This window comes from Gordonia sp. CPCC 205515 (genome assembly GCF_048537925.1).
In the GTDB taxonomy this organism is placed as follows: Bacteria; Actinomycetota; Actinomycetes; order Mycobacteriales; family Mycobacteriaceae; genus Gordonia.
Window position 1 is genome coordinate 95,420 of the sequence record NZ_JBCLVJ010000010.1, and the last position, 21,876, is coordinate 117,295.

The following is a 21,876-nucleotide window of genomic DNA, read 5'->3' on the forward strand; positions in this document are numbered from 1 at the left end:
CTCGCCGCTGTTGTCCACCACCGCAAGCGAAATCTCCTATGTGTGTATCGCCGCGCCCCGGTGAGGCACTACTCTGATGCGACGTGCGTCTAGGAGTGCTCGACGTGGGCAGCAACACAGTGCATCTGCTGGTGGTCGACGCCCACCGCGGCGGCCATCCCACCCCCATGAGTTCCACCAAATCCGTCCTGCGACTGGCCGAGCAGATCGACGATCGCGGACGGTTGACCGACCGCGCCGCGGTCAAGCTCATCGAGTCGGTCGACGAGTTCACCCACATCGCCTCGACGTCGGGGTGCGAACAGATCATGGCGTTCGCGACATCGGCGGTACGTGACGCGAGCAACAGCGACGAGGTGCTCGCCCGGGTCGCCGACAAGACCGGGGTGAACGTCACGGTCCTGTCCGGCCGCGACGAAGCGCGACTCACCTCGCTCGCCGTCCGCCGCTGGTACGGGTGGGGCGCCGGCCGCATCCTCGCCCTCGACATCGGCGGCGGTTCGCTGGAGATGTCCAACGGCGTCGACGAGGAACCCGACGTCGCGTTGTCGCTGCCGCTGGGTGCGGGACGACTGACGCGGGAGTGGCTGCCGGGTGATCCGCCGGACCGTCGGCGGGTGGCGGTGCTGCGGGACTGGCTCGACGCGGAGCTCAAGCCCGCGGCCAAGGAACTGATGGACCCGGGCAAGCCCGACCTCGCGGTCGCCACGTCGAAGACCTTCCGCAGCCTGGCCCGGCTCACCGGCGCCGCACCGTCGGGCGCCGGCCCGCGGGTCCGACGCCAGCTCACCTCCGACGGTTTGCGCCAGCTCATCGCGTTCATCTCCCGCATGACCCGCGACGACCGCGCCGAACTCGAAGGCGTCAGCGCCGACCGCGCCGGCCAGCTCGTCGCCGGTGCCCTGGTGGCAGAGGCCGCGATGCGCGCGTTGTCTATAGATACACTTGAGATCTGTCCGTGGGCTCTGCGCGAGGGGGTCATTCTGCGTCGGCTCGACGAGGAACCGATGCGGACCGCCGAGCCCCTGGGTTGAGTCGGGCGAACCGACACTCCGGGGTCATCGAGTACGCGCAACCGGCGGACGGACGAATGACGCGGTCCCACGTCGGGACCACGTAGACCGCAGGGACGGAGAGCGAACTCTTATGGCAGGAGAATCGGTGTCGGGTGACGCGAGCGGGACCGGTTCTTCGGGGTCCTCGGGGGACGCCACCGACTCCCGTCCGATCTCGGTGTCCGAATTGCTCGCCCGCAGCCGCGAGGCCGGTACGCCCGCGGTCACCCCGCGCGAGGGGCGCGGTCGTCGCCGCGTCGGCCGCGAAGGTGCGGTGTCCGTGTCGGAACTGACCGGTGAGATCCCGCGCATCGAGACCGGACCGTTCCCGCGATCGGCCAATCCCGTGGCCCGTCGCTACTCCGAGGACACCCCCGTCGCCGAGCCGCCGAGCGGCCCGCAACGACCTGCCGCCACCGGACGGGCCGTGCCGTCGAATGCCAGCGGCATGCCGACCTACGACGCCCCGCCTGCCACCCGCGACTTCAGTGCCGCAGCCGTGTCGCAGCGCGTCGACGACGCCACGACAGCCGACCGCGCCGACGTCGACGAGGAATCGGCCAACGCCGTCACCCGCATCATTCCCATCGTCGAGGACGAGCGTGACGATCTGGTTGTGGTGGAGCCCGACGACATCGAGGGCGTCGACCTCGCCGCGGCACCCGCGCCCGCCGAACCGCGGTCCGAGAACGGACCCCCCGAGACCATCGAGGATTTCGACGCGTACCGGAACTTCAGCGACGTCGAGACCGTCGAGGAACCGGCCGCCAAGCGCAGCTTCCTCGACCGATTCCGGAGGAAGCCCAAGCCGCCGGCCCCCAGTCGCGCCCAGGCCGCCCGCGAGCGTGCCGAAGCGGCCGACGCGGCAGCCACCGACGATGCTGTCGGCACGGAGATCCCCGCGCCGACTGCGCCCACGGCCGCCGTCACCGCGGCGACCGTGGCACCCGCGATCGTCCCCGAACCCGAGGTCGATGACGCACCGACGTCGCTGATCATCCCGCACGTCGATGATCGTCCCGACACCGATGGGCCGCACGCGGTGACCCCGCATGTTGCCGACGTCGAACAGGTTGAGCAGGACGACTTCGCTGCACCGGACGTCGCCGAACCGAACCTGGAGGCGCCGGCATCCGAGGTGACGATCGAGGCCGAGGACGCGTCCCGACCCGACGAGGTCACCGCGGAGGCGGTCGACGAAACCGTGGCCGAGCCCATCGTCGCCGAAGAACCGAGCGATCCGACGCCGGCCGTCACCGTCGCCGCCGAGACCGCCGAGACAGAGGCCGACACCGTCGAGGCGATCGACCCGGACACCGTCGAGACCGCATCGGTCACCCCGTCGCCCGACGAGGCCACCACCGCGGACCAGGCAACCACCGCCGCGACCGTCCGAGAACCCGTCACCGACACCCCCACCACCGATACGCCCGCGGCCGAGAAGGCGAAGGCCACCGGTGAGAGGTCGCCCGGCATGGCCTGGCTGCTGATCCTCGGGGAGTCGCTGGCCGGCCTGGCGATCGGTGTCGGCCTGTTCTGGGGATTCACCGAACTGTGGAAGTGGAACGTCTACTTCGCGCTGGTCCTCGCGGTCCTGGTGATCTTCGGGATCGTCACGTTCACCCACCTGGTCCGACACTCCCGCGACCTGATCACCACGCTGCTGGCGCTGGGTGTCGGCCTGATCGTCACCATCGGACCGCTCGTCCTGCTGGCGACGTGAGCTCGTCCATCACCTCGTGAACCATCCCAGCCGACCGCACCTGGTCGACATCCCCATCGGGCTGTCGACCGCATCGGTGTACCCGCAGAACACCGAGGCCGCCTTCCAGTACGCGGCAGAACTCGGCTACGACGGCATCGAGCTGATGGTGTGGGGCGACCCGGCCAGTCAGGACATCGGCCACATCGAGTACCTGTCCGAGCGCTACCAGGTGCCGGTGCTCTCGATCCACGCGCCGTGCCTGCTGATCTCGCAGCGGGTGTGGGGGCGCGATCCGCTGGTGAAACTCGCCCGATCCGTGCAGGCCGCCGAGGACCTCGGCGCGAGCACCGTCGTCGTACATCCGCCGTTCCGCTGGCAGCGCGCATATGTCGAGGCGTTCGACGACATGGTCGGCGAGCTCGAGGAGGACAGCGGGGTCGCGGTCGCGGTGGAGAACATGTTCCCGATGCGGGCCGACCGGTTCTTCGGTGCGGGGGATCGGTCGGTCAAGCGGCTCACCAAACGCGGCGGCGGGCCGGGCCTTGCGGTGTCGGCATTCGGCAAGTCGATCGACCCCACCGACGACGGGTACGACAACTACACCCTGGACCTGTCGCACACCGCGACCGCAGGCGTCGACGCTCTCGCGCTGTTCGAGCGCATGGGCGGCAATCTGAAACATCTCCATCTGGCCGACGGTGACGGCGCCCCCACCGACGAGCACATGCTGCCCGGCGACGGGGGACAGCCCTGCGCCGAGGTGTGCCGCCGCCTCGCCGCCGGCGATTTCGCAGGCGCGGTTGTGTTGGAGGTCACGACCAGCTCGGCCCGCACCAAACCCGAGCGCAGTGCCCTGCTGGCGCGTTCGCTAGATTTTGCCCGGCAGCACCTCAAACGGCAGCTGCCGCGTGCATCCAGCGGACGAGAGTGGAGCGATGTCGCACAAGTTGGCCGAACTGTTGACCCTGACCGAGGTGGCTCGGGCGGGTGACGACCGCATCACCTATCGGGCCGTCATCGATCCGGTGTTCACCATTGGACCCAAGGTCCATGGGGGCAGTCTGCAGATGGTGGTCGCGCACGCCGCGCGGTTGGCGCTGACCGCACTCGGCGACGCCGCGATCGACGAGAAGAAGATTCCGGTCGCCATCTCCAGCGACTACCTGACCGCGCCGGCACCGGCCGAGATCACTCTCGAGGTACTGATTCGCAAGCGCGGGCGCACGGTCACCGTGATGTCGGTCGACGCCGTGCAGGACGGCCGGACGATGGTCTCGTCCTCGGTCACCATGGCCCGCCCGGACACCGGACCGTCGCACCACTCCGCGCCGACGATCCTGGACGCGGTGCCCGCCGAGCCACCGGCCCATGGCCTGGTTCTCGAGGGCTCGCCGATGGAGAAGATCAACCACCTCGGCGGTGCCCTCGAACTGGTGCTCGATCCCACCTCGACCGCGTTCATGCGACGGGAGAAGGGCGACCCGGTCGTGCGCGGCTGGTCGCGGCCGCGGGGCGCCGAATCCGACGTCGACTTCGCGGTGCTCGTCTGCGACATCTCGCTGCCGGTCATCGCCAACCTCGGCCTGGCCGGTTGGGCGCCGACCGTCCAGCTGACCACCTACGTGCGCCGCAACCCGGCGCCGGGCTGGCTGCGATTCGCCGCGTACAGCATCGAGGTCGGACCCGGCATGTTTGAAGAGGATCACCTCGTGGTGGACTCGGAGGGCACGGTGGTCGCGCAATCCCGGCAGCTCGCCCTCATTCCGCAGTGATCCCCGTGACCCAACAGCGCACAGTCGTCAACGACCATCAGGAAGGCCGTCAATCGTGACCGAACGTATCGCCATCATCGGTGGCGGAAAGATCGGCGAAGCCCTGCTCGCCGGGTTGATCCAGGCCGGACGCCACACCAAGGACCTCGCCGTCGCCGAGAAGATGCCGCGGCGGGCCAAGGAGATCGCCGACGAGTACGGCGTGCTGGTGACCGACGACGTCGCCGTCGCCGTCGAGGGCGCCCAATACGTCTTCTTGGCGATCAAACCCGACGATGTCGAGAGCGTGCTGCGCAAGCTGGCGTCCACCGACGACGACGCCGAGTCCGAACGCGTCACGGTCTCGCTGGTCGCCGGCCTGCCGATCGCCAAATACGAGAACGCGCTGCAGGCCGGGTCGCCGGTCGTCCGGGTCATGCCGAACACTCCGATGCTGGTCAACGAGGCGATGTCGGCGATGTCCGCGGGACGTTACGTCGGTGAGGAGCAGCTCGAGGCGGTCAAGGAGCTGCTGCGCTCTGTCGGCAAGGTCGTCGTCGTGCCGGAGAAGCAGATGGACGCCGTGACCGCGGTGTCCGGGTCCGGGCCGGCCTACGTCTTCCTGATGGCCGAGGCGATGATCGACGCCGGTGTGGCGTTGGGCCTGAGCCGGGCCCAGGCCAGTGAGATGACGGTTCAGACCATCAGGGGTGCGGGACTGCTGTTGAGTGAGTCCGGGCTGTCGCCGGTCGATCTGCGGGCTGCGGTCACCTCCCCGGGCGGCACCACCGCCGCCGCAATCCGCGAATTCGAGGCGAACGGCTTCCGGCACGGCGTCTACCAGGCCACACGCGCCTGCGCGGCGGTCAGCGCGAAGGCTGGGCTTCGACCCGACGTTGAGGGTTTGATGGGCGGAAACGTGACCCGATCGGACTCCGAAACCCCATGAATTGGGGTTGTCGGGCAGGAAAACCCCAGTATGTTGGGGTCTAGGCGACATTCGGCGCAATTTTCACACAACTCACGTCGCTTTTTTCACATCAGCCACGTTAAGCTGCTTTAAGCACGTGCGTGTCTGATGTCCGCAGGAGGGGAAGCCTGCGGCCGCGACGCGTGCACCGGAGGTATGAGTGATTCATGGCTGCTGCAGAGAAGCCCGGTGATAGGTCCGGCGCCGCGGGAAACCCAGTGGGAAACGCCGCGTCGGGTTCGCAGTTCCTCACGGTCGCCGAAGTCGCATCGTTGATGCGCGTCTCGAAGATGACGGTGTACCGGTTGGTCCACAGCGGCGAGTTGCCTGCTGTGCGCGTCGGCCGGTCGTTCCGGGTGCACGCCAAGGCCGTGCACGATTACCTGGAGACCTCGTACTTCGATGTCGGCTGAGTCGACACCGGGTGTGACCCGGTAGGACGCCAGTTTTTCACTCCCTCGGGTGGGTTCGCTGATCGATGCGACCGGCCCGGGGGAGTTGTGGTTTGGGTGACCGAATTTCATCTCACCGACACCGACCGGTAGTGTTGATGGTCGCGTGCCGATGTCCTCTGCCGCGCCGAGAACATCGGCCGACAGCGAGCTCGCTGTCCCGAGATAAACGAAGAAGATGTGAGGAAGCCCCGATGGGTTCTGTGATCAAGAAGCGCCGTAAGCGCATGTCGAAGAAGAAGCACCGCAAGCTGCTGCGTCGGACTCGCGTGCAGCGTCGCAAACTCGGTAAATAAGCCGCCTGCGAGGACCGCTCGCGAGTGCTTACGAAGAACCCGCCCACGTGCGGGTTCTTCGTCGTTGTACGGCCGTTGACGTCGACAGCGCCCTCTCGTGCGTTGACAGCGCCCGTGGTTGCGTTGACGGCGCCTGGTTTGCAGTTGACGGCGCCTGAGGTTGCGTTGACGGCGCCTGAGGTTGCGTTGACGGCGCTCTGCGGTGGTTGCTTTGGGGCCGGCTGACGCCGGGAGTTGCGTTGACAGCGCCCCGGATTTCATCGACGGCGCCTGGCCGTGCGGGTAACTCGCTCTTCGAGGCTGGGCGGGCGCCGTCGACGAAATCCAGGGCGCTGTCAACGCTCTTGGCGTGCGCTATCCGGTCACGGTGGACGTTGGCCCCGGCGGGGTCGCGGCGTATGCCCTAGCCTGGTCGTATGTCAGACGAGACGCCGACGCCGCCCCGCACCGTGCTGGTGACCGGCGCGTCCACGTTCCTCGGCGGATATCTGGTTGCCCGGCTGTCGGCCAACCCGGAGATCGAGCGGGTGCTCGCGGTCGATTCGCGGGTGCCGCGCAAGGACCTGATGCGACGCATGGGGCGCGCCGAGTTCCTGCGCCTCGACATCCGCCGCCCGGCCATCGCGAAGGCGATCGCGAGCTACGAGGTCGACACCGTGGTGCATGCCGCGACGTCGATTATGGAGACCGCTCCGCACTCGGCGGCGATCAAGGAGTTCAACGTCGTCGGCGCGATGCAGGTGTGTGCCGCGTGTCAGCGGAGCCCGTCGGTCAAGCGGTTGATCCTGCGCTCGACGGCGATGGTGTACGGGGCCAGTGCTCATGACCCGTCACATTTTGCCGAGGAGACCCCCGCGCGCCGCGAGCCGAAGCGCGGCTACGGTCGCGATCTGCTCGACATCGAGGGTTACGTTCGTGGCTTGGCTCGACGTCGACAAGACATTGAGGTCAGCATCGCGCGATTGCAGGCCATTCTCGGTCCGCGCATCAACACCCGTATGGGGTCCTACCTTTCGCTGCCGATCGTGCCGACGGTGATCGGCTACCAACCCCGGTTGCAGTTCCTGCACGAGGAGGATGCGCTCGCCGCGATGGAGCATGTGACGCTGCGGGGCAAGCCCGGCACCTTCAACATCTCCGGCGACGGCGTGGTCACCCTGACGCAGGCAATCCGGCGAATCGGACATATCGAATTACCGGTTCCCAGTGGGCTTTTGGCCCCAATTACCGGCGTTTTCCAGGACCTTCGCTCGGCGAAGCTGCGATCGAGTCAGACCGAATTCCTGACTTACGGGCGTGTGCTCGATACCACTCGGATGCGCGCCGAACTCGGCTTCGCGCCGCGCTACACGACGATGGAAACTGTCGACGATTTCGTCGCGCGCGGCGGTTCGAACGCGATCATCGGCCCGGACACCTGGCGTTCGCTCGAGAAGCGCGTCGTCGGCGCCGCCCATCAGCTGCAATAGTATTCAAGATGGCGGATGTGTTTGGCGGACACGACTCTCGCGGATTGCTCACAACAATGCACAACGCGGTTGCAACCTTTACACTCGGACAGCAGACCCAGTCGGATGTGCGGGTAGGGTAATCGCGAATCACTTAATCGCCATCAACGGCATCGGGTCATCAACGAATCTTGGACGGGGTGAGCATCTTGGCAGGTGGCGGCGCAACGGACGCACGTACCGCAAAGGTGATCCAGCTCTACGCAACCCCCTCGGGCGCCGAGGCGTCCGCTCCGCGCGGTACCCGTGAGCAGGGGCGACGACGTCACCCCAGTCAGACTCCGGGACCTGCATCCGGCGCGAAATCCAAAGCAACGCAAACGAAATCGCGTGCAGCCGCGTCCCTCGGCCATCCCAACACCGACGGCTTCGGCCGCCCGCCGGCCGAGGTCACCCCGATCAACGACGACGTCCGCGCGGCAGCGGAGTCGCTGGGTCCCGAGCACCTTGGTCCCCACCGCTCGAGCCCGCTGTTCTCGCTGTCCGGCATCCGCGGCGCCGTCGCCGACTCACTTACCGCCACCGCGGGTTTTATTCGCGAACGCATGACCGGTGAGTACGAGGTCGACGAGTTCGGATTCGACCCGCACTTCACCGAATCGGTCTGGTTTCCCGCCGTCCGCCAGGTCTACGAGAACTGGTTCCGCGTCGAGGTGACCGGCGTGGAGAACCTGCCGCGGGAGGGCGGCGCGCTGCTCGTCGCCAACCACGCCGGCACCATCCCGGTGGACGCGCTGATGACCTCGGTCGCCGTGCACGACAATCACCCGACCAACCGCTTTCTGCGGGTCCTCGCCGCCGACATGGTCTTCGACATGCCCGGCGTCAGCGAGGTCGCCCGCCGCATCGGCGGCACCCTCGCCTGCACCAACGACGCCGACCGCCTGCTGCGCGCCGGGGAACTCACCGCAGTGTGGCCGGAGGGCTACAAGGGCATCGGCAAGCTCTACAAGGATCGTTACAAGCTGCAGCGGTTCGGCCGCGGCGGGTTCGTGACCACCGCGCTGCGCAACGCGGCGCCGATCATCCCGGTGTCGATCGTCGGCTCCGAGGAGATCTACCCGATGCTCGCCGACCTCAAGCCGCTGGCCAAGGTCCTGGGCCTGCCCTACTTCCCGATCACCCCGACCTTCCCGTTGCTCGGCCCGCTCGGTGTGGTCCCACTGCCGTCGAAGTGGCACATCCACTTCGGCCGGCCCATCGAGACCGGCGGCTACGACGAATCCTCCGCCGACGACCCGATGGTGGTCTTCGACCTCACCGACCACGTCCGTGAAGAGATCCAGCAGACGCTCTTCCGCATGCTCAGCCGTCGCGGCAGCGTCTACTTCGGCTGAACCCAGCCGCCCGTCGATTGGGCGCCGTTTTCCGCCGACTGGGCACTGTTCCGTCGCACACGGCAGGTAATCTGGCGCCGACGAGAGTCGTCGAGACGAGGAGCGTGGTCGGGTGCGGGCAGTCGCGTGTACGAACGGTGAACTCAAGGTCGTCGACCTTCCCACCCCGACACCCGGCGCCGGGCAACTCCTGATTCGGGTCACCCGCGCCGGCATCTGCGGCTCCGATCTGCACTCCCGCGCCCACTGCGACCCGACCGCCGACGTCGCCGCCGAGATCGGCTACGACGGCTACATGCGCTCGACCCAGTCGGTCGTCATGGGTCACGAGTTCTCCGGCGAGGTCGTGTCCTACGGCCCAGGCTGCCGCAAGCGCTGGGAGGTCGGTGCCGCGGTGGTGTCGGTGCCGATGATCTCGCACGGCGGCGACGCTCATCTCACCGGTCTGTCCGCGGACGCCCCCGGCGCCTACGCCGAGTACATGCTCGTCGCCGAGGATCTGACCATGCCGGTCCCCGAAGGTCTGTCACCGGAACTCGCCGCGCTGACCGAGCCGATGTCCGTGGCCCATCACGCGGTGCGCCGCGGTGAGGTGGGTAAACGTGATGTCGCGGTGGTGATCGGTTGCGGCCCAATCGGACTCGCGGTGATCCTAATGCTCAAGGCATCCGGGGTGCGGTCGGTCGTCGCCTCGGATCCGTCGCCTGGGCGCCGCGAACTCGCCCGCCGCTGCGGAGCCGACGTCGTCGTCGACCCGGCCGTCGACTCGCCCTGGGACGCGTGCGTCGAACGTCGTAAGTACCTCACCAGCGCCGGCGACCTCTTCGCCACCGCGTTCACCGCAATGCATCAGCTGCAACGCATTCCGGGTCTACCGTGGGCGCGGGTCATGCGCCTGGCCGAACGTGTCGGCGCCACCCCGCAGGGCCCGGTGGTCTTCGAATGCGTTGGTGTGCCGGGCATCATCGAGGACATCGTGTCGCACGCACCGTTCCGCTCCCGCGTCGTCGTCGCCGGGGTGTGCATGGAACCCGACACCTTCCGCCCGGCCATGTCGATCAACAAAGAGGTCGAGCTGCGCTTCGTATTCGCCTACGACCCAGGCGAATTCCACGACACCCTGCATATGATCGCCGACGGCAAGGTGGACCCGACGCCGCTGATCACCGCGACCGTCGGACTCGACGGTGTGGCAGCGGCGTTCGATGCGCTCGGCTCGGCCGAACATCATGCGAAGGTGTTGATCGATCCGTCGTCGGCGGTTGCGGGGTTGTAATCAGCCTGCCGACCTCCGGAACCGGTCGGCGAACCAGTCGGCGACGACGTCGTTGCGCTCGTCACCGTGGTTGTAGATGGTGTGGTCGCCGTCCGACCACTCGCGCAGGGTCGCATCACCGGCTGCATCCAGAAACGGTTGCTGGTCGGCCAGATCCACCAGTGGATCGGCGCCGCCGTGCAGGACGAGCAACGGCGCGGTGAGGTGGTGCGTATCGGGGTGGAAACGTAGACGCGCGAAGTTCGCCTCGATCCGTGCTGGGTCGTCGGTGCCGAGCATCGCGCCTGCCTGCTCGGCAAACGTCCGGAACTCGAGCAGTCGGGGCGCTGCGAATCCGCCGTTTACACAACAGGCTTGAACTCGTGGGTCGGCCGCGGCGGTCAGCGCCGCATAGAGTCCGCCCATGCTGTTGCCCCACAACCCCACTGGCGCATCGTGTCGAGCGAGTGCGTAGGAGACGAACTCGCTGTAGGCGGCAGAGACGTCGACGTCGAGATGTACGCCGAACCGCTGCCGCGACTCGCCCTGCCCTGGCCCTTCGGCCAGCACGGTCGCGATCCCACGCTGGGCCAGACTGTCGGCGTTGCGGAGATACGCTGCTCCCCAACCACTCTGGCCGCCGAACACCACGACGGTGCCAATGGTCGGGCAGGTCGGCTCCACCATCCATCCCACCAACTGTCCACCGCCGAATGGCAATTCGATCCGCTGCATCGGCAGCCGGGAAACCGAAGCCACGCGGTCGACGCACGAGGTGAACCGGTCGTAGAGCTCGACCTTACGCTCGGTGTCGAAGTTGAATGCCATCTGCGCGAACAGAAAATCGGCTGCAGCGCTGCGGTATTCGTGCTCCGCCGTGACGGGGTGGCCAAGTTCGAGCGCTGCGCCGGCGAGGTGGAGATGCACCTCGCCGAGCTGCTCGCACGCAGCGTCCCACGATGTGCCGCCCTCGGTGGCAGCGGTCAGCGCACGGATATCGGGGTGTGTCATCCCACAGTCGAGGAGTCGTGACGGCGGCATCGCGCGCCAGTGCGCGGCGGTCTCTGGTGACATCGCGGCCATCACGCACCACCGACCAGTGCGACCTGCTCGATGGACGAGTCAACGCCCAGTGCCAGGGCAAGCGCATCCACCATCGACGGCAGATCATCGACGCTGCCGGCGCCGAACAGGTGGAAGTCGGGACGCTCGATGTACGCCTCCACGCCGTGCTCGGCGAAGTAGTGATCGTAGGTGCCGTCGGCATCCTCGAACGACCGCGGGGTTCCCGGCGCGGTGGTCGCGACGGCGGCGCCGATGCTAGACAGGAACGCGAGCTGCGCGGTCGAGAGCACGTCGTGCGGATCGCGGGAGCAGACGACCGTGAATCCCCATCGATGCAGGTCGTCAAAGCGGCCGCGGCCGCGCTCCGCGACGATGAGCCCCTGCGGGCCGAGCGTGCCGGCCAGCGATCCGGGGAGCACGACCCCGTTGGTGATGGTGGGGAACGGCGGCAGCGGCGGCACCTCGCCGCGGCGGAACATGTCGTCACGCTCGGCGGCGGCCACTGGGTCCTTCAGGTTGGCGACCCGCCCCAATTCCACCGCACACCGCTGGATCACCTCGGCATGACCGCGACGTTCTGTCTCATATGTCGCGAGCAGATCGGCCGACGCAGCGCCGGTGAGCACCATCGACAGCTTCCAGGCCAGGGTGATGCCGTCACGCATCCCCGAGCATGCACCCTGCCCCATGTACGGCGGCATCGTGTGCGCCGCGTCGCCGGCGAGGAACACCCGACCGACCTGCCAGCGACGGGCGGTGCGCGCGGAGAACGTGTAGATGACGTGCCGCAGGATGCGCACATCGGTCGGACCCAGGCCGTGCCGCTCGTGCAGCCAGCGCCAGGCGTAGTCCTCGGTCGCCATCTCCGCGGGGTCGTCGTCGCGGACCGCCACCTCGAACCGCTGGCGGCTCTGCCCGATGGGCATGAACATGTTGGGCTGCACCGGATCGCAGAACTGTTGGGTCACCTGAAACGCATCGCCGAGGGGACGCAGACACTCGGTGTCGATGTTGAGCCACCGGTCGTCGACGCCCAGATCGTCGCAGTCGACGCCGATCGCCCGACGCACGAAGCTGTTGGCCCCATCGGCGCCGACCACATAGCGCGCGGTGACGATGCGGTCGGCCGACGGGGCCTCCCACTGCTGGTCCCTATCGCAGGACCGCGGCCGCACCGTCAGCGCCACGTGGTCGTCGTGCTGCACCAGACCGACCACATCCACCCCCTGCTCGATGCCGACCGTCGGATACGACGACGCCCGCAGATGAATGCTGTCCTCGATGTCGGGCTGATACATCGTCCAGTGCGCAGCGAAGCCGCTCGAGACGCCCGACCAGTCCAGCGCGAGAAGCAGATCGCCGTTCCCGTTGCGCCACTCGTAGGTGGCGGCCGGCGACGCGTCGCGCAGCGCGACGTCGACGTCGCCGGCCGACTGGATGATGCGTGCGGTCTCCCCGTCGATGTGGGTGAGCCGCGGCATTCCGTACAGGCTCGGCCAGCGTTCGAAGACCGCCACGCGATGGCCCTGTCGTCCCAGCAGTGAAGCCAGAACCTGGCCGGTGGGTCCGTAACCCACTACTGCGACGTCGACGTCGGTATTCATATGCACTCCTTCGAGTCGGTATCGCGACGAGCGATACGGCAGAATGTATGAAGATGCGACGTAGGTCACTATCCGGTGGGCGACCCGTGTATCCGGATTGCGACAGTGACCCGTCGTGAGCAGCAGCGAACGGAGGTTGACGATGCCGAATACGGCCGACCGCGAGGCACCGCTTGCCGGACACTCACTGGCGTCGCACACGGACGTCGAGGACTTCCGGTCCCGTGCCGCCGAACTCCTCACACCGCATCGCATCGACATCAGCGACGGCGCGGCGACCGCCGCGTTCCGAGGCGAGGTACGCGCCGCGCGGATCGGCGATATGCAGGTGATCTACCTCGAGCAGGGCGTCGACATCGACGTCGACATCCTCGAACCGATCGACTACTACGACGTGATGTTCGCGTGGCGGGGAGAGGGGCGGATCGCAGCCATCGGCGACCGTCGTGGCATCATCGACCCGACGCACGGCGCGATGCTGAGCCCCGGCATGTTCGCGACGATGCACATGAACTCCGATTACGCCCAACTGCACGTCCGTATCGAACGCGCCACCCTCGATCGTCGTCTGGAGGCACTCCTCCGCCGGCCGGTTACCGCACCTGCGAGTTTCGATGTCTCCCTGGATCTTTCCGAACCGCAACTGGCGACCTGGAACGCCGCGCTGCGGGTGGCGCTCACCGATCTCGACGCACACGGCGGATCGATCGCCCACCCGCTTGCCGCGGCGAACTGGCAGGACTTCCTGCTGACCGGGCTACTCACCGGGTCGTCGCACTCGTACCGCACTGCCCTCGACGAGATTCGCACCGGCACAGCACATTCGCGCGCGGTTCGGGATGCGATGGACTTCTGTCGCGCGCACGTTGCCGACGTGGTGGCCACGGAGGACGTGGCGCGACATGCAGGAACCACCGTCCGATCGTTGCAGCGCGCATTCCGTACCGAACTCGATATGTCGCCGACTGAGTATCTGCGCGCCCTGCGCCTCGACGAGGCACACCGCGAACTATCGGAAATGACTGCGGACCAGCAGGATTCGGTGACCGAGGTCGCCTACCGGTGGGGCTTCACCCACGTATCGCGTTTCGCGGGCGCCTACCGCGCAAGGTTTGGCGAATTGCCCTCGGCGACAAGGTCTCACGCGCTACGACGTTGAGTGCTCAGCCGTTCCGCTGCCGGACCAGCCTCGCCACCGCCGCAGCACTCGCGCCGGCCGCACCGACCCCGAGAGCCGTTGCGGCACCGTACTTTGCGGCCTTGCGTGCGGTGCGGAAGTCGTAGACCTCCCAGCCGCGGACCTTGGCCACGTCTCGCAGATCCGAATCCGGGTTGATCGCGACGGCGTTGCCGACCAGCGACAGCATCGGGACGTCGTTGTGCGAATCCGAATAAGCGGTGCAGCGCTTGAGATTCAGGCCCTCGCGGATCGCGAGCGCGCGGACCGCATGCGCCTTGCCGGGGCCGTGCAGGATGTCGCCGACGAGACGTCCGGTGAACACGCCGTCGACGCTCTCGGCGACGGTGCCCAGCGCGCCGGTCAGGCCGAGGCTGTCGGCGATGGTCTGCGCGAGCTCCACCGGTGTGGCCGTCACCAGCCATACCTGCTGCCCGGCGTCGAGGTGCCGTTGTGCCAAAGCCCTTGTGCCCGGCCAGATCTTGTCCGCGATGTATTCGTCGTAGATCTGCTCGCCGAGCTCGATGAGCTCGGCTGTCGACCGGCCGGCGATGAACGAGAGCGCCTTGTCGCGTCCTTCGGCGACGTCGGCGGCGTTCTCCTTGCCGGTGATCTGGAACTTCGCCTGCGTCCACGCGAAGTCGAGGATGTCGCCGTAGGAGAAGTACTTCTTCGCCGCCAACCCACGCGCGAAGTGGATGATCGACGCACCCTGCACGAGGGTGTTGTCGACGTCGAAGAATGCGGCCGCGGTCAGATCCAGCGGCGGCTGATCGGGGACGACATCGGCAGGCGGGCGGGCGCGCAGCGTATCGACCGCAACCCGGGCGCTCGCCTCGCCGGCGAGTGACTGACGGAGTTCGTGTGCGGTCTGCCGGAACCGGCCGCCGGTTGCGCGGGCGCGTTCGGCGATCCACGCCGCCACCCGCGAAGCGTCTTCATCATCCTCGACGACGTCCTCGCCGTCGGCATCGAGGTCATCGAGATCGGGTCCGCCGCCGGTCGGGTCGACGTCGTCGGCGTGCCGTTCCCAGTCGCTGCCGTCGGCCTCCGCGGTGGACTGCGTCGAGTCATCGACCCGCGACTGCACCGGTACGTCGGTGCCCTCGGTCGGGTCGGTCTCGCCGGGTCCGTGGGCCTCGCCCACCCGATCACCTCCACGCATGTGCTCCGCCCGAGACGTCCACAACCCCGGGGCCCGTTCCAGCGTAGTCGGAGACCCGCGCGCAGGGTGCGACACTAGATCGGCATCACAGTCGGAGGAAGTCGAGGACATGTCGCTCACCCTGCTCACCCGCGCCGGCTGCTCGGCGTGCGCCACCGCCCGCACCGACCTGACCCGGATCTGTACCGACCTCGGTCTCACCTTCGACGAGGTCGACGTCGACAGCGTGGCCACCGACGGCGACCCGATGCTGCGTGCCGAGTTCGGCGACCGGCTGCCGGTCATCCTGCTCGACGGCGAGGAACACAGCTATTGGGAGGTCGACGAGCCACGGCTGCGCAAGGACCTGGCAGCACGGCACGCCGATCGAGGGTGAGGCACCGCCGGGTATAGGGTGTGAGGCACGTCTCAGAGCGGGTCCACAGTGGCGTGGCCGGTGGAGGCGTGGTCGGAGGAAGGTGAGCGGAGTGTGAGCGGCCCTGGCGCGAGAGTCTCCAACGGTCACGGAAACGCGGACATCCCCGAACCCGCGGTCACCCGGCTCGCGACCTACCTGCACATCCTGCGGTCCTTCCGCGAACGCGGCATCCTGGTGGCCTCCAGCGGACAGCTCGCCACCGCCGCCGGCGTCAACCCCTCGATCCTGCGCAAGGACCTCTCGCACATCGGCGCCAACGGCGTCCGAGGGGTCGGCTACGACGTCGGCCGGCTCATCGCCCGCATCGCGATGGCGCTGCACACCGACAGCACCCACTTCGTCGCGCTCGCCGGCGCCGGTGCCCTCGGTCGCGCGCTGATCGCCCACGCCGGATTCGGGCGGGGATTCCGGGTGGCCGCGATGTTCGACGCCGACCCCGACCTCGTCGGATCGAGCGTCGAACCGGGTGGGCCGCTGATCGCGCCGCTGTCGGAGATCACCGAGGTCTGCACCGGTCCCGACGCCGCACTGATCGAGATCGGGGTGATCGCCACCGCCGAATCCGACGCCCAACACGCCTGTGATGCGTTCCTCGCGGCGGGTGTGCGTCGGCTGTTGAACGTAACGCCGACCACGTTGTTGACGGACTCAGATGTTTTCGTCAGACAGGTTGATCTAGCCTTGGAGCTACAGGTGTTGGCGTTCAACGCCTCGCGTTCGCGTGCCGCGACGGATTCAGCCTCTCGCGGCACGGGAGTGGGGACGACGAGAACAGAACCCGCGACGAGCCGTGTCGGCGCGTCCGTGGGCGAGGAGACGGCGTGAGTGTTTTATTGTTCGGGGTCTCGCACCGGAGTGCACCCGTGGAGGTGCTCGAGCGGTTGGCGGTTTCCGACCATGACCGACCCAAGCTCGTCGACGAGCTGTTGACCTCGCGGGCGATCTCCGAGGCGATGCTCGTATCCACCTGCAATCGGGTGGAGATCTACGCCGTCGTCGACGCCTTCCACCCCGCACTCGAAACCGTCGGTGCAGTCCTCGGTGAGCACTCCGGGATGACCGTCAACGAGATGACCCGGCACGCCTACGTGCGCTACTCCGAGGCCGCCGTCGAGCATCTGTTCACCGTCGCCGCGGGACTCGACTCCTTGGTCGTGGGGGAGCAGCAAATCCTCGGCCAGATCCGCAACGCCTACCTCAACGCCGACGCCAACAAGTCCGCCGGACGGGTTTTGCACGAGCTGGCCCAGCAGGCGCTGCGGGTCGGCAAGCGGGTACACACCGAGACCGGGATCGACCGCGCCGGCGCGTCGGTCGTGTCCGTCGCGCTGCACCGCGCCCAGACCCTGCTCGCGACCGACGGGTCCGCGGAGTTGAAGTCGGCGGTCGTCGTCGGCGCCGGGGCGATGGGTGGCCTGGCCACCGCGCACCTCGCCCGGGAGGGCGTCGACGAGCTTGTCGTCGTCAACCGCACGCTGGCCAACGCCGAGCATCTCGCCGGCAACGTCGCCGCCAATCATGGCATCAACGTGCGTGGTGCCGGGCTCGACGACCTGCCGGCGGTGATGGCCGCCGCCGACGTCGTGGTCGCGTGTACCGGCTCGGTCGGCTCGGTTGTCGGGGTCGGTGAAGTGCACTCCGCGCTGGCCGCCCGCACCAGCAAGCGCCCACTGGTCATCTGCGACCTCGGCCTGCCCCGCAACGTCGACCCGGCCGCCGCGCGCCTGCCTGGCGTCCACGTCGTCGACATCGAGGGCCTGCGTGGTGACTCGGCCACCCAGGCGGCCGAGAACGACGCCACCGCCGCCCGGTCGATCGTCGCCACCGAACTCGCCGACTACCTGACCAACCAGCGCCAGGCCGAGGTGACCCCGACCGTCGCCGCGCTGCGCCAGCGCGCCGCCGACGTTGTCGAGGCCGAGATCCTGCGTCTGGAGACACGTCTGCCCGACCTGGAGGACCTGCAGCGCGACGAGATCGCCAAGACCGTGCGCCGCGTCGTCGACAAGCTGCTGCACGCCCCCACCGTGCGGGTCAAGCAACTCGCGTCGACCCCGAACGGTGACCACTACGCCGAGGCGCTGCGCGAACTGTTCGAGCTCAGGCCGGGCGCGGCGGAATCCGTCTCGGCCTCCGAGACCACCGACTTCGGTCGGTCCGAGAAGTGAGCTCGGACGCCACAAACGTGATCCGCATCGGGACGCGCGGATCACTGCTGGCCACCACCCAGGCCCAGACCATCGCCGACGCACTGACCGCCGCCGGGCATCCGGCCGAGCTGGTCATCATCCGCACCGACGGTGACAAGTCGGCCAAACCGGTCGCCGAGATCGGCGTCGGCGTGTTCACCACCGCGATCCGCGTTGCCCTGCGGAATCACGAGGTCGACGTCGCGGTGCACTCGTACAAAGACCTACCCACCGCACCCGAATCCGACCTCGTCATCGCGGCCACCCCGCCTCGCGAGGATCCCCGAGATGCGCTGGTCAGCAAGGGTGGCATGGTGCTCGGTGAACTGCCGCCGGGGTCCACGGTAGGGACTTCCGCCCCCCGCCGGGCGGCACAGCTTAGAGCATTAGGTCTCGGTTTGGAAATCCGCCCCCTAAGAGGCAACCTTGACTCTCGGTTGGGCAAAGTCGCCAGCGGTGAACTCGATGCAGTCGTGGTCGCCCGAGCGGGTCTGGTACGTATCGGCAGAGCCGATGTCGTCACCGAGGCATTCGACCCGGTGGTGCTGTTACCGGCACCAGCACAGGGTGCCTTGGCCGTGGAGTGCCGCTCCGACGATGCCGAACTGGTGAGAATACTCGCCGAGTTGGACGACCCGTCCACCCGTGCGGCGATCGACGCCGAGCGAGCAGTACTTGCGGCCCTCGAGGCCGGATGTACCGCCCCGGTCGGTGCGATCGGTGAGGTGGTCGAGTCGATCGACGACGACGGGCGCATCTTCGCCGAACTGTCGCTGCGTGCGGCAGTGGCGGCCGAAGACGGATCCGATGTGATCCGCGCTTCGGTGGTGGGCGCGGTCGATCGTGCAGCGCAACTCGGTAAGGATCTTGCCGCCGAACTGCTGGAGCTGGGAGCGGGCGAGCTCGTCGGCCGCGGTTCGCAAGCCTAGCGGCGCACTACGCGCCCACGGTGAGCGGGCCTCGACCTCGGGCCCATCACGTCGCAACTCACAGCAGGTGAAGGAACTGCAGCCCCTCCGGGGGCAGGAGAGTGCGAACTCATGAGCCGTACGAAGAAGGTCAATCCGGGGCGGATCCTGTTCGTCGGATCGGGGCCCGGTGATCCCGATCTGTTGACCGTGCGCGCACGAAACGTCATCGAAAAAGCCACAGTCGCCTACATCGATCCCGACGTGCCCGCTGGAGTCGTCGCCCTCATCGGCGCGGCCTACGTCCAGCCCGAGAAGCCGTCGTCCCGGTCCACCAAGGCCAAGGAAGCAGCCGCCAAGGAAGCCGAGGCCGCCGAGGCAGCAGCAGACGCTCCCGCCGAGGAGGCTCCGGAACCCGCGTTCGTGGTGCATCCGGCGCTCGGTGATCCCGCCGAGGTCGCCAAGACGCTCGTCGCGGCCGCCAAGGAGGGCGACGACGTCGTCCGTGTGGTGTCCGGCGATCCGCTGACCACCGATTCCGTCCTCACCGAGGTCAACGCCGTGTCGCGGTCGTCGATCGCGTTCGAGGTGCTGCCCGGCCTGCCGTCGGCGTCGGTGGTCCCCAGCTACGCCGGCATGCCGCTCGGCTCGACCCACACCGAGGCCGACGTCCGAGCCGAGGGTGTCGACTGGGCCGCGCTCGCCGCGTCGCCCGGACCGCTGGTGCTGCACGCCACCTCCGCGCACCTCGCCGAGACCGCGAGCGCGCTGACCGAGCAGGGCATGGCCCCGCAGACGCCGGTCGCCATCACCGTCAACGGCACCACCTGTGCACAGCGCACCATCGAGGCCACTCTCGCCTCGCTGAACGAGCAGGGCAATGCGCTCATGGGTCCCTTGATCCTGACCATCGGCAAGGTCGTCGCGCAGCGCGGCAAGCTCTCCTGGTGGGAGTCGCGGGCGCTCTACGGCTGGACCGTGTTGGTGCCGCGCACCAAGGACCAGGCCGGCGACATGAGCGAACGGCTCGCCTCGCACGGCTCCATCCCCAAGGAAGTCCCGACGATCGCCGTCGAGCCGCCGCGCAGCCCCGCCCAGATGGAAAGGGCCGTCAAGGGTTTGGTCGACGGCCGCTACCAGTGGGTGGTGTTCACCTCCACCAACGCGGTGCGCGCCGTGTGGGAGAAGTTCGCCGAGTTCGGTCTCGACGCCCGGGCCTTCTCCGGCGTCAAGATCGCCTGCGTCGGTGAGGCCACGGCCGCCAAGGTGCGGACCTTCGGCATCGAGCCCGAGCTCATCCCCGACGGTGAGCAGAGTTCGCTCGGACTGCTCGAGGTCTTCCCGCCCTACGACGACGTGTTCGACCCGGTCAACCGAATCCTGTTGCCGCGCGCCGACATCGCCACCGAAACGCTGTCCGAGGGACTGCGTGAGCGCGGCTGGGAGATCGACGACGTCACCGCCTACCGCACCGTGCGCGCCGCGCCGCCGCCCGCCGAGACCCGCGAGATGATCAAGACCGGCGGCTTCGACGCGGTCTGCTTCACCTCGAGCTCGACGGTGCGCAACCTCGTCGGTATCGCCGGTAAGCCGCACGCGCGCACCATCGTTGCGTGCATCGGACCCAAGACCGCGGAAACCGCAACGGAATTCGGTCTGCGCGTCGATGTGCAGCCGGAGGTTGCCTCGGTGTCCGCACTGGTCGACGCCCTGGCCGAGCACGCCGCTCGCCTGCGCGCAGAGGGTGCCTTGCCGCCCCCGCGGAAGAAGTCGCGGCGGTCGCGGTCCTGATCCGTCGGTTCCCGTCGACCGGGCACCGTTCCCCGTCGACCGGGCACCGTTTCCGGTCGAGTGGGCGCCGTTTCCGGTCGACTGGGCACCGTTCCCGGTCGACCGGGCGCCGTTTCCGGTCGACTGGGCGGAATCGGGTTGATTGGGCGTCGAATTCCGTCGACCGTGCGATATGAAGAGCTCCAAGAGAGGTTGACATGGCACCCGTGATCCGTCCTCGCCGTTTGCGGACAACCCCGGCGATGCGCCGCCTGGTGGCCGAAACCGTTGTGGCCCCACAGGATCTGATCCTGCCGATGTTCGTCGCCGACGGTATCGACGAGCCGCGTGAGATCTCATCGATGCCCGGCGTCGTACAGCACACCACCGATTCGCTGCGCAAGGCGGCCGCCGAGGCCGTCCGTGCCGGCGTCGGCGGACTGATGCTGTTCGGTGTGCCTGCTGCCGCCGACAAGGATGCGGTGGGTTCGGGCGCGGACTCTCCCGACGGCGTGCTGAACCGCGGATTACGGTCGCTGCGTGAGGATCTCGGCGGCAGTACGGTGCTGATGGCCGACACCTGCCTCGACGAGTTCACCGACCACGGACACTGCGGTGTCCTCGACGACACCGGTCGCATCGACAACGACGCTACGCTGGATCGGTACGTGTCAATGGCGCTTGCGCAGGCGCGAGCCGGGGCGCACCTGCTGGGGCCGAGCGGCATGATGGACGGCCAGGTCGCCGCGATCCGCGCGGGCCTCGATGCCGAAGGCTTCAGCGACACCGGCATCTTGGCGTACGCCGCCAAGTACGCGTCCGCGTTCTACGGCCCATTCCGTGAGGCTGTGGGATCGTCGTTGGAGGGCGATCGTCGGACCTACCAACAGGATTCAGCGAATCGGGTGGAAGCCTTGCGAGAGGTGCGCCTCGACCTCGGCGAGGGCGCCGACATCGTGATGGTCAAGCCCGCGATGAGCTACCTCGACATTCTGCGCGACGTCGCCGAGATCGCCGACGTACCGGTGGCCGCGTATCAGATCAGTGGCGAGTACTCGATGATCACCGCCGCTGCCGAACGCGGATGGATCGATCGTGACGCCGCCATCCTGGAGTCTTTGACGTCGATCAAGCGTGCGGGGGCGTCGATGATTCTGACGTATTGGGCCACCGAGGTGGCTGGCTGGTTGGGATAGGACACGAACAAAGCGGGTGGAGATCGATCGGTCCGATCGATCTCCACCCGCTTTG

20 protein-coding genes are annotated in these 21,876 nt (G+C 67.9%); 17 read left to right on the forward strand and 3 right to left on the reverse strand.

From position 1 onward, the window contains the following. Positions 1-83 precede the first annotated feature (83 nt). The 10 genes from AAFP30_RS15450 (at position 84) to AAFP30_RS15495 (ending at position 10,350) form a co-directional block, all read left to right on the forward strand. Positions 84-1,034, forward strand: a complete 951-nt coding sequence (locus tag AAFP30_RS15450; RefSeq protein ID WP_419230840.1) for a hypothetical protein — start codon at positions 84-86, stop codon at positions 1,032-1,034. Positions 1,035-1,146: 112 nt separating this feature from the next. Then, positions 1,147-2,778, forward strand: coding sequence for a hypothetical protein (locus AAFP30_RS15455; RefSeq protein ID WP_419230841.1), 1,632 nt, complete (start codon positions 1,147-1,149; stop codon positions 2,776-2,778). 16 nt (positions 2,779-2,794) lie between these two features. After that, entirely contained in the window at positions 2,795-3,751 is a 957-nt protein-coding gene (locus tag AAFP30_RS15460; RefSeq protein ID WP_419230842.1) for a sugar phosphate isomerase/epimerase family protein, read from the forward strand. After that, a complete protein-coding gene (locus AAFP30_RS15465) occupies positions 3,696-4,532 on the forward strand; it encodes a thioesterase family protein (protein WP_419230843.1) in 837 nt (278 codons plus the stop codon). The genes AAFP30_RS15460 and AAFP30_RS15465 overlap by 56 nt, the downstream gene beginning before the upstream one ends. A gap of 55 nt (positions 4,533-4,587) precedes the next feature. Beyond that, complete coding sequence (gene proC, locus AAFP30_RS15470; protein WP_419230844.1) at positions 4,588-5,460, forward strand: pyrroline-5-carboxylate reductase; 873 nt, start codon at positions 4,588-4,590, stop codon at positions 5,458-5,460. Between the two features lie 188 nt (positions 5,461-5,648). After that, positions 5,649-5,894, forward strand: coding sequence for a helix-turn-helix domain-containing protein (locus tag AAFP30_RS15475; RefSeq protein ID WP_419230845.1), 246 nt, complete (start codon positions 5,649-5,651; stop codon positions 5,892-5,894). A 233-nt stretch (positions 5,895-6,127) separates the two neighbouring features. Beyond that, the gene (locus tag AAFP30_RS15480) at positions 6,128-6,229 is read left to right on the forward strand and encodes a 30S ribosomal protein bS22 (RefSeq protein WP_003402602.1); all 102 of its coding nucleotides are present in this window, start codon (positions 6,128-6,130) and stop codon (positions 6,227-6,229) included. Positions 6,230-6,645: 416 nt separating this feature from the next. Then, the gene (locus AAFP30_RS15485) at positions 6,646-7,698 is read left to right on the forward strand and encodes an NAD-dependent epimerase/dehydratase family protein (protein WP_419230846.1); all 1,053 of its coding nucleotides are present in this window, start codon (positions 6,646-6,648) and stop codon (positions 7,696-7,698) included. 179 nt (positions 7,699-7,877) lie between these two features. After that, complete coding sequence (locus tag AAFP30_RS15490; protein WP_419230847.1) at positions 7,878-9,074, forward strand: lysophospholipid acyltransferase family protein; 1,197 nt, start codon at positions 7,878-7,880, stop codon at positions 9,072-9,074. A gap of 112 nt (positions 9,075-9,186) precedes the next feature. Further along, positions 9,187-10,350, forward strand: coding sequence for a zinc-binding dehydrogenase (locus AAFP30_RS15495; protein WP_419230848.1), 1,164 nt, complete (start codon positions 9,187-9,189; stop codon positions 10,348-10,350). Here AAFP30_RS15495 and AAFP30_RS15500 read toward each other — a convergent pair whose 3' ends face one another. Beyond that, a complete protein-coding gene (locus AAFP30_RS15500) occupies positions 10,351-11,403 on the reverse strand; it encodes an alpha/beta hydrolase family protein (protein WP_419230849.1) in 1,053 nt (350 codons plus the stop codon). An 8-nt stretch (positions 11,404-11,411) separates the two neighbouring features. Further along, on the reverse strand, positions 11,412-12,998 hold the full coding sequence (locus AAFP30_RS15505; protein ID WP_419230850.1) for a bifunctional 3-(3-hydroxy-phenyl)propionate/3-hydroxycinnamic acid hydroxylase: 1,587 nt from the start codon (positions 12,996-12,998) through the stop codon (positions 11,412-11,414). A gap of 142 nt (positions 12,999-13,140) precedes the next feature. Here AAFP30_RS15505 and AAFP30_RS15510 point away from each other — a divergent pair, with 142 nt between their 5' ends. Then, positions 13,141-14,157, forward strand: a complete 1,017-nt coding sequence (locus tag AAFP30_RS15510) for an AraC family transcriptional regulator (RefSeq protein ID WP_419230851.1) — start codon at positions 13,141-13,143, stop codon at positions 14,155-14,157. 4 nt (positions 14,158-14,161) lie between these two features. Here AAFP30_RS15510 and AAFP30_RS15515 read toward each other — a convergent pair whose 3' ends face one another. Continuing rightward, positions 14,162-15,322, reverse strand: coding sequence for an HAD family hydrolase (locus AAFP30_RS15515; RefSeq protein ID WP_419230852.1), 1,161 nt, complete (start codon positions 15,320-15,322; stop codon positions 14,162-14,164). Positions 15,323-15,449: 127 nt separating this feature from the next. Here AAFP30_RS15515 and AAFP30_RS15520 point away from each other — a divergent pair, with 127 nt between their 5' ends. From AAFP30_RS15520 to hemB, 6 genes are all read left to right on the forward strand, one after another. Next, positions 15,450-15,716, forward strand: a complete 267-nt coding sequence (locus AAFP30_RS15520) for a glutaredoxin family protein (protein WP_419230853.1) — start codon at positions 15,450-15,452, stop codon at positions 15,714-15,716. 93 nt (positions 15,717-15,809) lie between these two features. Then, positions 15,810-16,583, forward strand: a complete 774-nt coding sequence (locus AAFP30_RS15525) for a redox-sensing transcriptional repressor Rex (RefSeq protein ID WP_419230854.1) — start codon at positions 15,810-15,812, stop codon at positions 16,581-16,583. Beyond that, the gene (locus AAFP30_RS15530) at positions 16,580-17,926 is read left to right on the forward strand and encodes a glutamyl-tRNA reductase (protein ID WP_419230855.1); all 1,347 of its coding nucleotides are present in this window, start codon (positions 16,580-16,582) and stop codon (positions 17,924-17,926) included. Before AAFP30_RS15525 ends, AAFP30_RS15530 begins: the two co-directional genes overlap by 4 nt. Continuing rightward, positions 17,923-18,876, forward strand: a complete 954-nt coding sequence (gene hemC / locus AAFP30_RS15535; RefSeq protein WP_419230856.1) for a hydroxymethylbilane synthase — start codon at positions 17,923-17,925, stop codon at positions 18,874-18,876. Before AAFP30_RS15530 ends, hemC begins: the two co-directional genes overlap by 4 nt. 111 nt (positions 18,877-18,987) lie before the next feature. After that, the gene (locus AAFP30_RS15540) at positions 18,988-20,646 is read left to right on the forward strand and encodes a uroporphyrinogen-III synthase (protein WP_419230857.1); all 1,659 of its coding nucleotides are present in this window, start codon (positions 18,988-18,990) and stop codon (positions 20,644-20,646) included. Positions 20,647-20,843: 197 nt separating this feature from the next. Beyond that, on the forward strand, positions 20,844-21,821 hold the full coding sequence (hemB, locus tag AAFP30_RS15545) for a porphobilinogen synthase (RefSeq protein ID WP_419230858.1): 978 nt from the start codon (positions 20,844-20,846) through the stop codon (positions 21,819-21,821). Positions 21,822-21,876 lie beyond the last annotated feature (55 nt).

What these genes read in the sequence shown, in the direction of transcription:
- AAFP30_RS15485 (WP_419230846.1), top strand. Translation starts at nt 6,646, where the DNA reads ATGTCAGACGAGACGCCGACGCCGCCCCGCACCGTGCTGGTGACCGGC.
- AAFP30_RS15480 (WP_003402602.1), top strand. Translation starts at nt 6,128, where the DNA reads ATGGGTTCTGTGATCAAGAAGCGCCGTAAGCGCATGTCGAAGAAGAAG.
- AAFP30_RS15500 (WP_419230849.1), bottom strand. Translation starts at nt 11,403, where the DNA reads ATGTCACCAGAGACCGCCGCGCACTGGCGCGCGATGCCGCCGTCACGA.
- AAFP30_RS15510 (WP_419230851.1), top strand. Translation starts at nt 13,141, where the DNA reads ATGCCGAATACGGCCGACCGCGAGGCACCGCTTGCCGGACACTCACTG.
- AAFP30_RS15455 (WP_419230841.1), top strand. Translation starts at nt 1,147, where the DNA reads ATGGCAGGAGAATCGGTGTCGGGTGACGCGAGCGGGACCGGTTCTTCG.
- AAFP30_RS15540 (WP_419230857.1), top strand. Translation starts at nt 18,988, where the DNA reads ATGAGCCGTACGAAGAAGGTCAATCCGGGGCGGATCCTGTTCGTCGGA.
- AAFP30_RS15475 (WP_419230845.1), top strand. Translation starts at nt 5,649, where the DNA reads ATGGCTGCTGCAGAGAAGCCCGGTGATAGGTCCGGCGCCGCGGGAAAC.
- AAFP30_RS15465 (WP_419230843.1), top strand. Translation starts at nt 3,696, where the DNA reads ATGTCGCACAAGTTGGCCGAACTGTTGACCCTGACCGAGGTGGCTCGG.
- hemB (WP_419230858.1), top strand. Translation starts at nt 20,844, where the DNA reads ATGGCACCCGTGATCCGTCCTCGCCGTTTGCGGACAACCCCGGCGATG.
- AAFP30_RS15505 (WP_419230850.1), bottom strand. Translation starts at nt 12,998, where the DNA reads ATGAATACCGACGTCGACGTCGCAGTAGTGGGTTACGGACCCACCGGC.
- AAFP30_RS15520 (WP_419230853.1), top strand. Translation starts at nt 15,450, where the DNA reads ATGTCGCTCACCCTGCTCACCCGCGCCGGCTGCTCGGCGTGCGCCACC.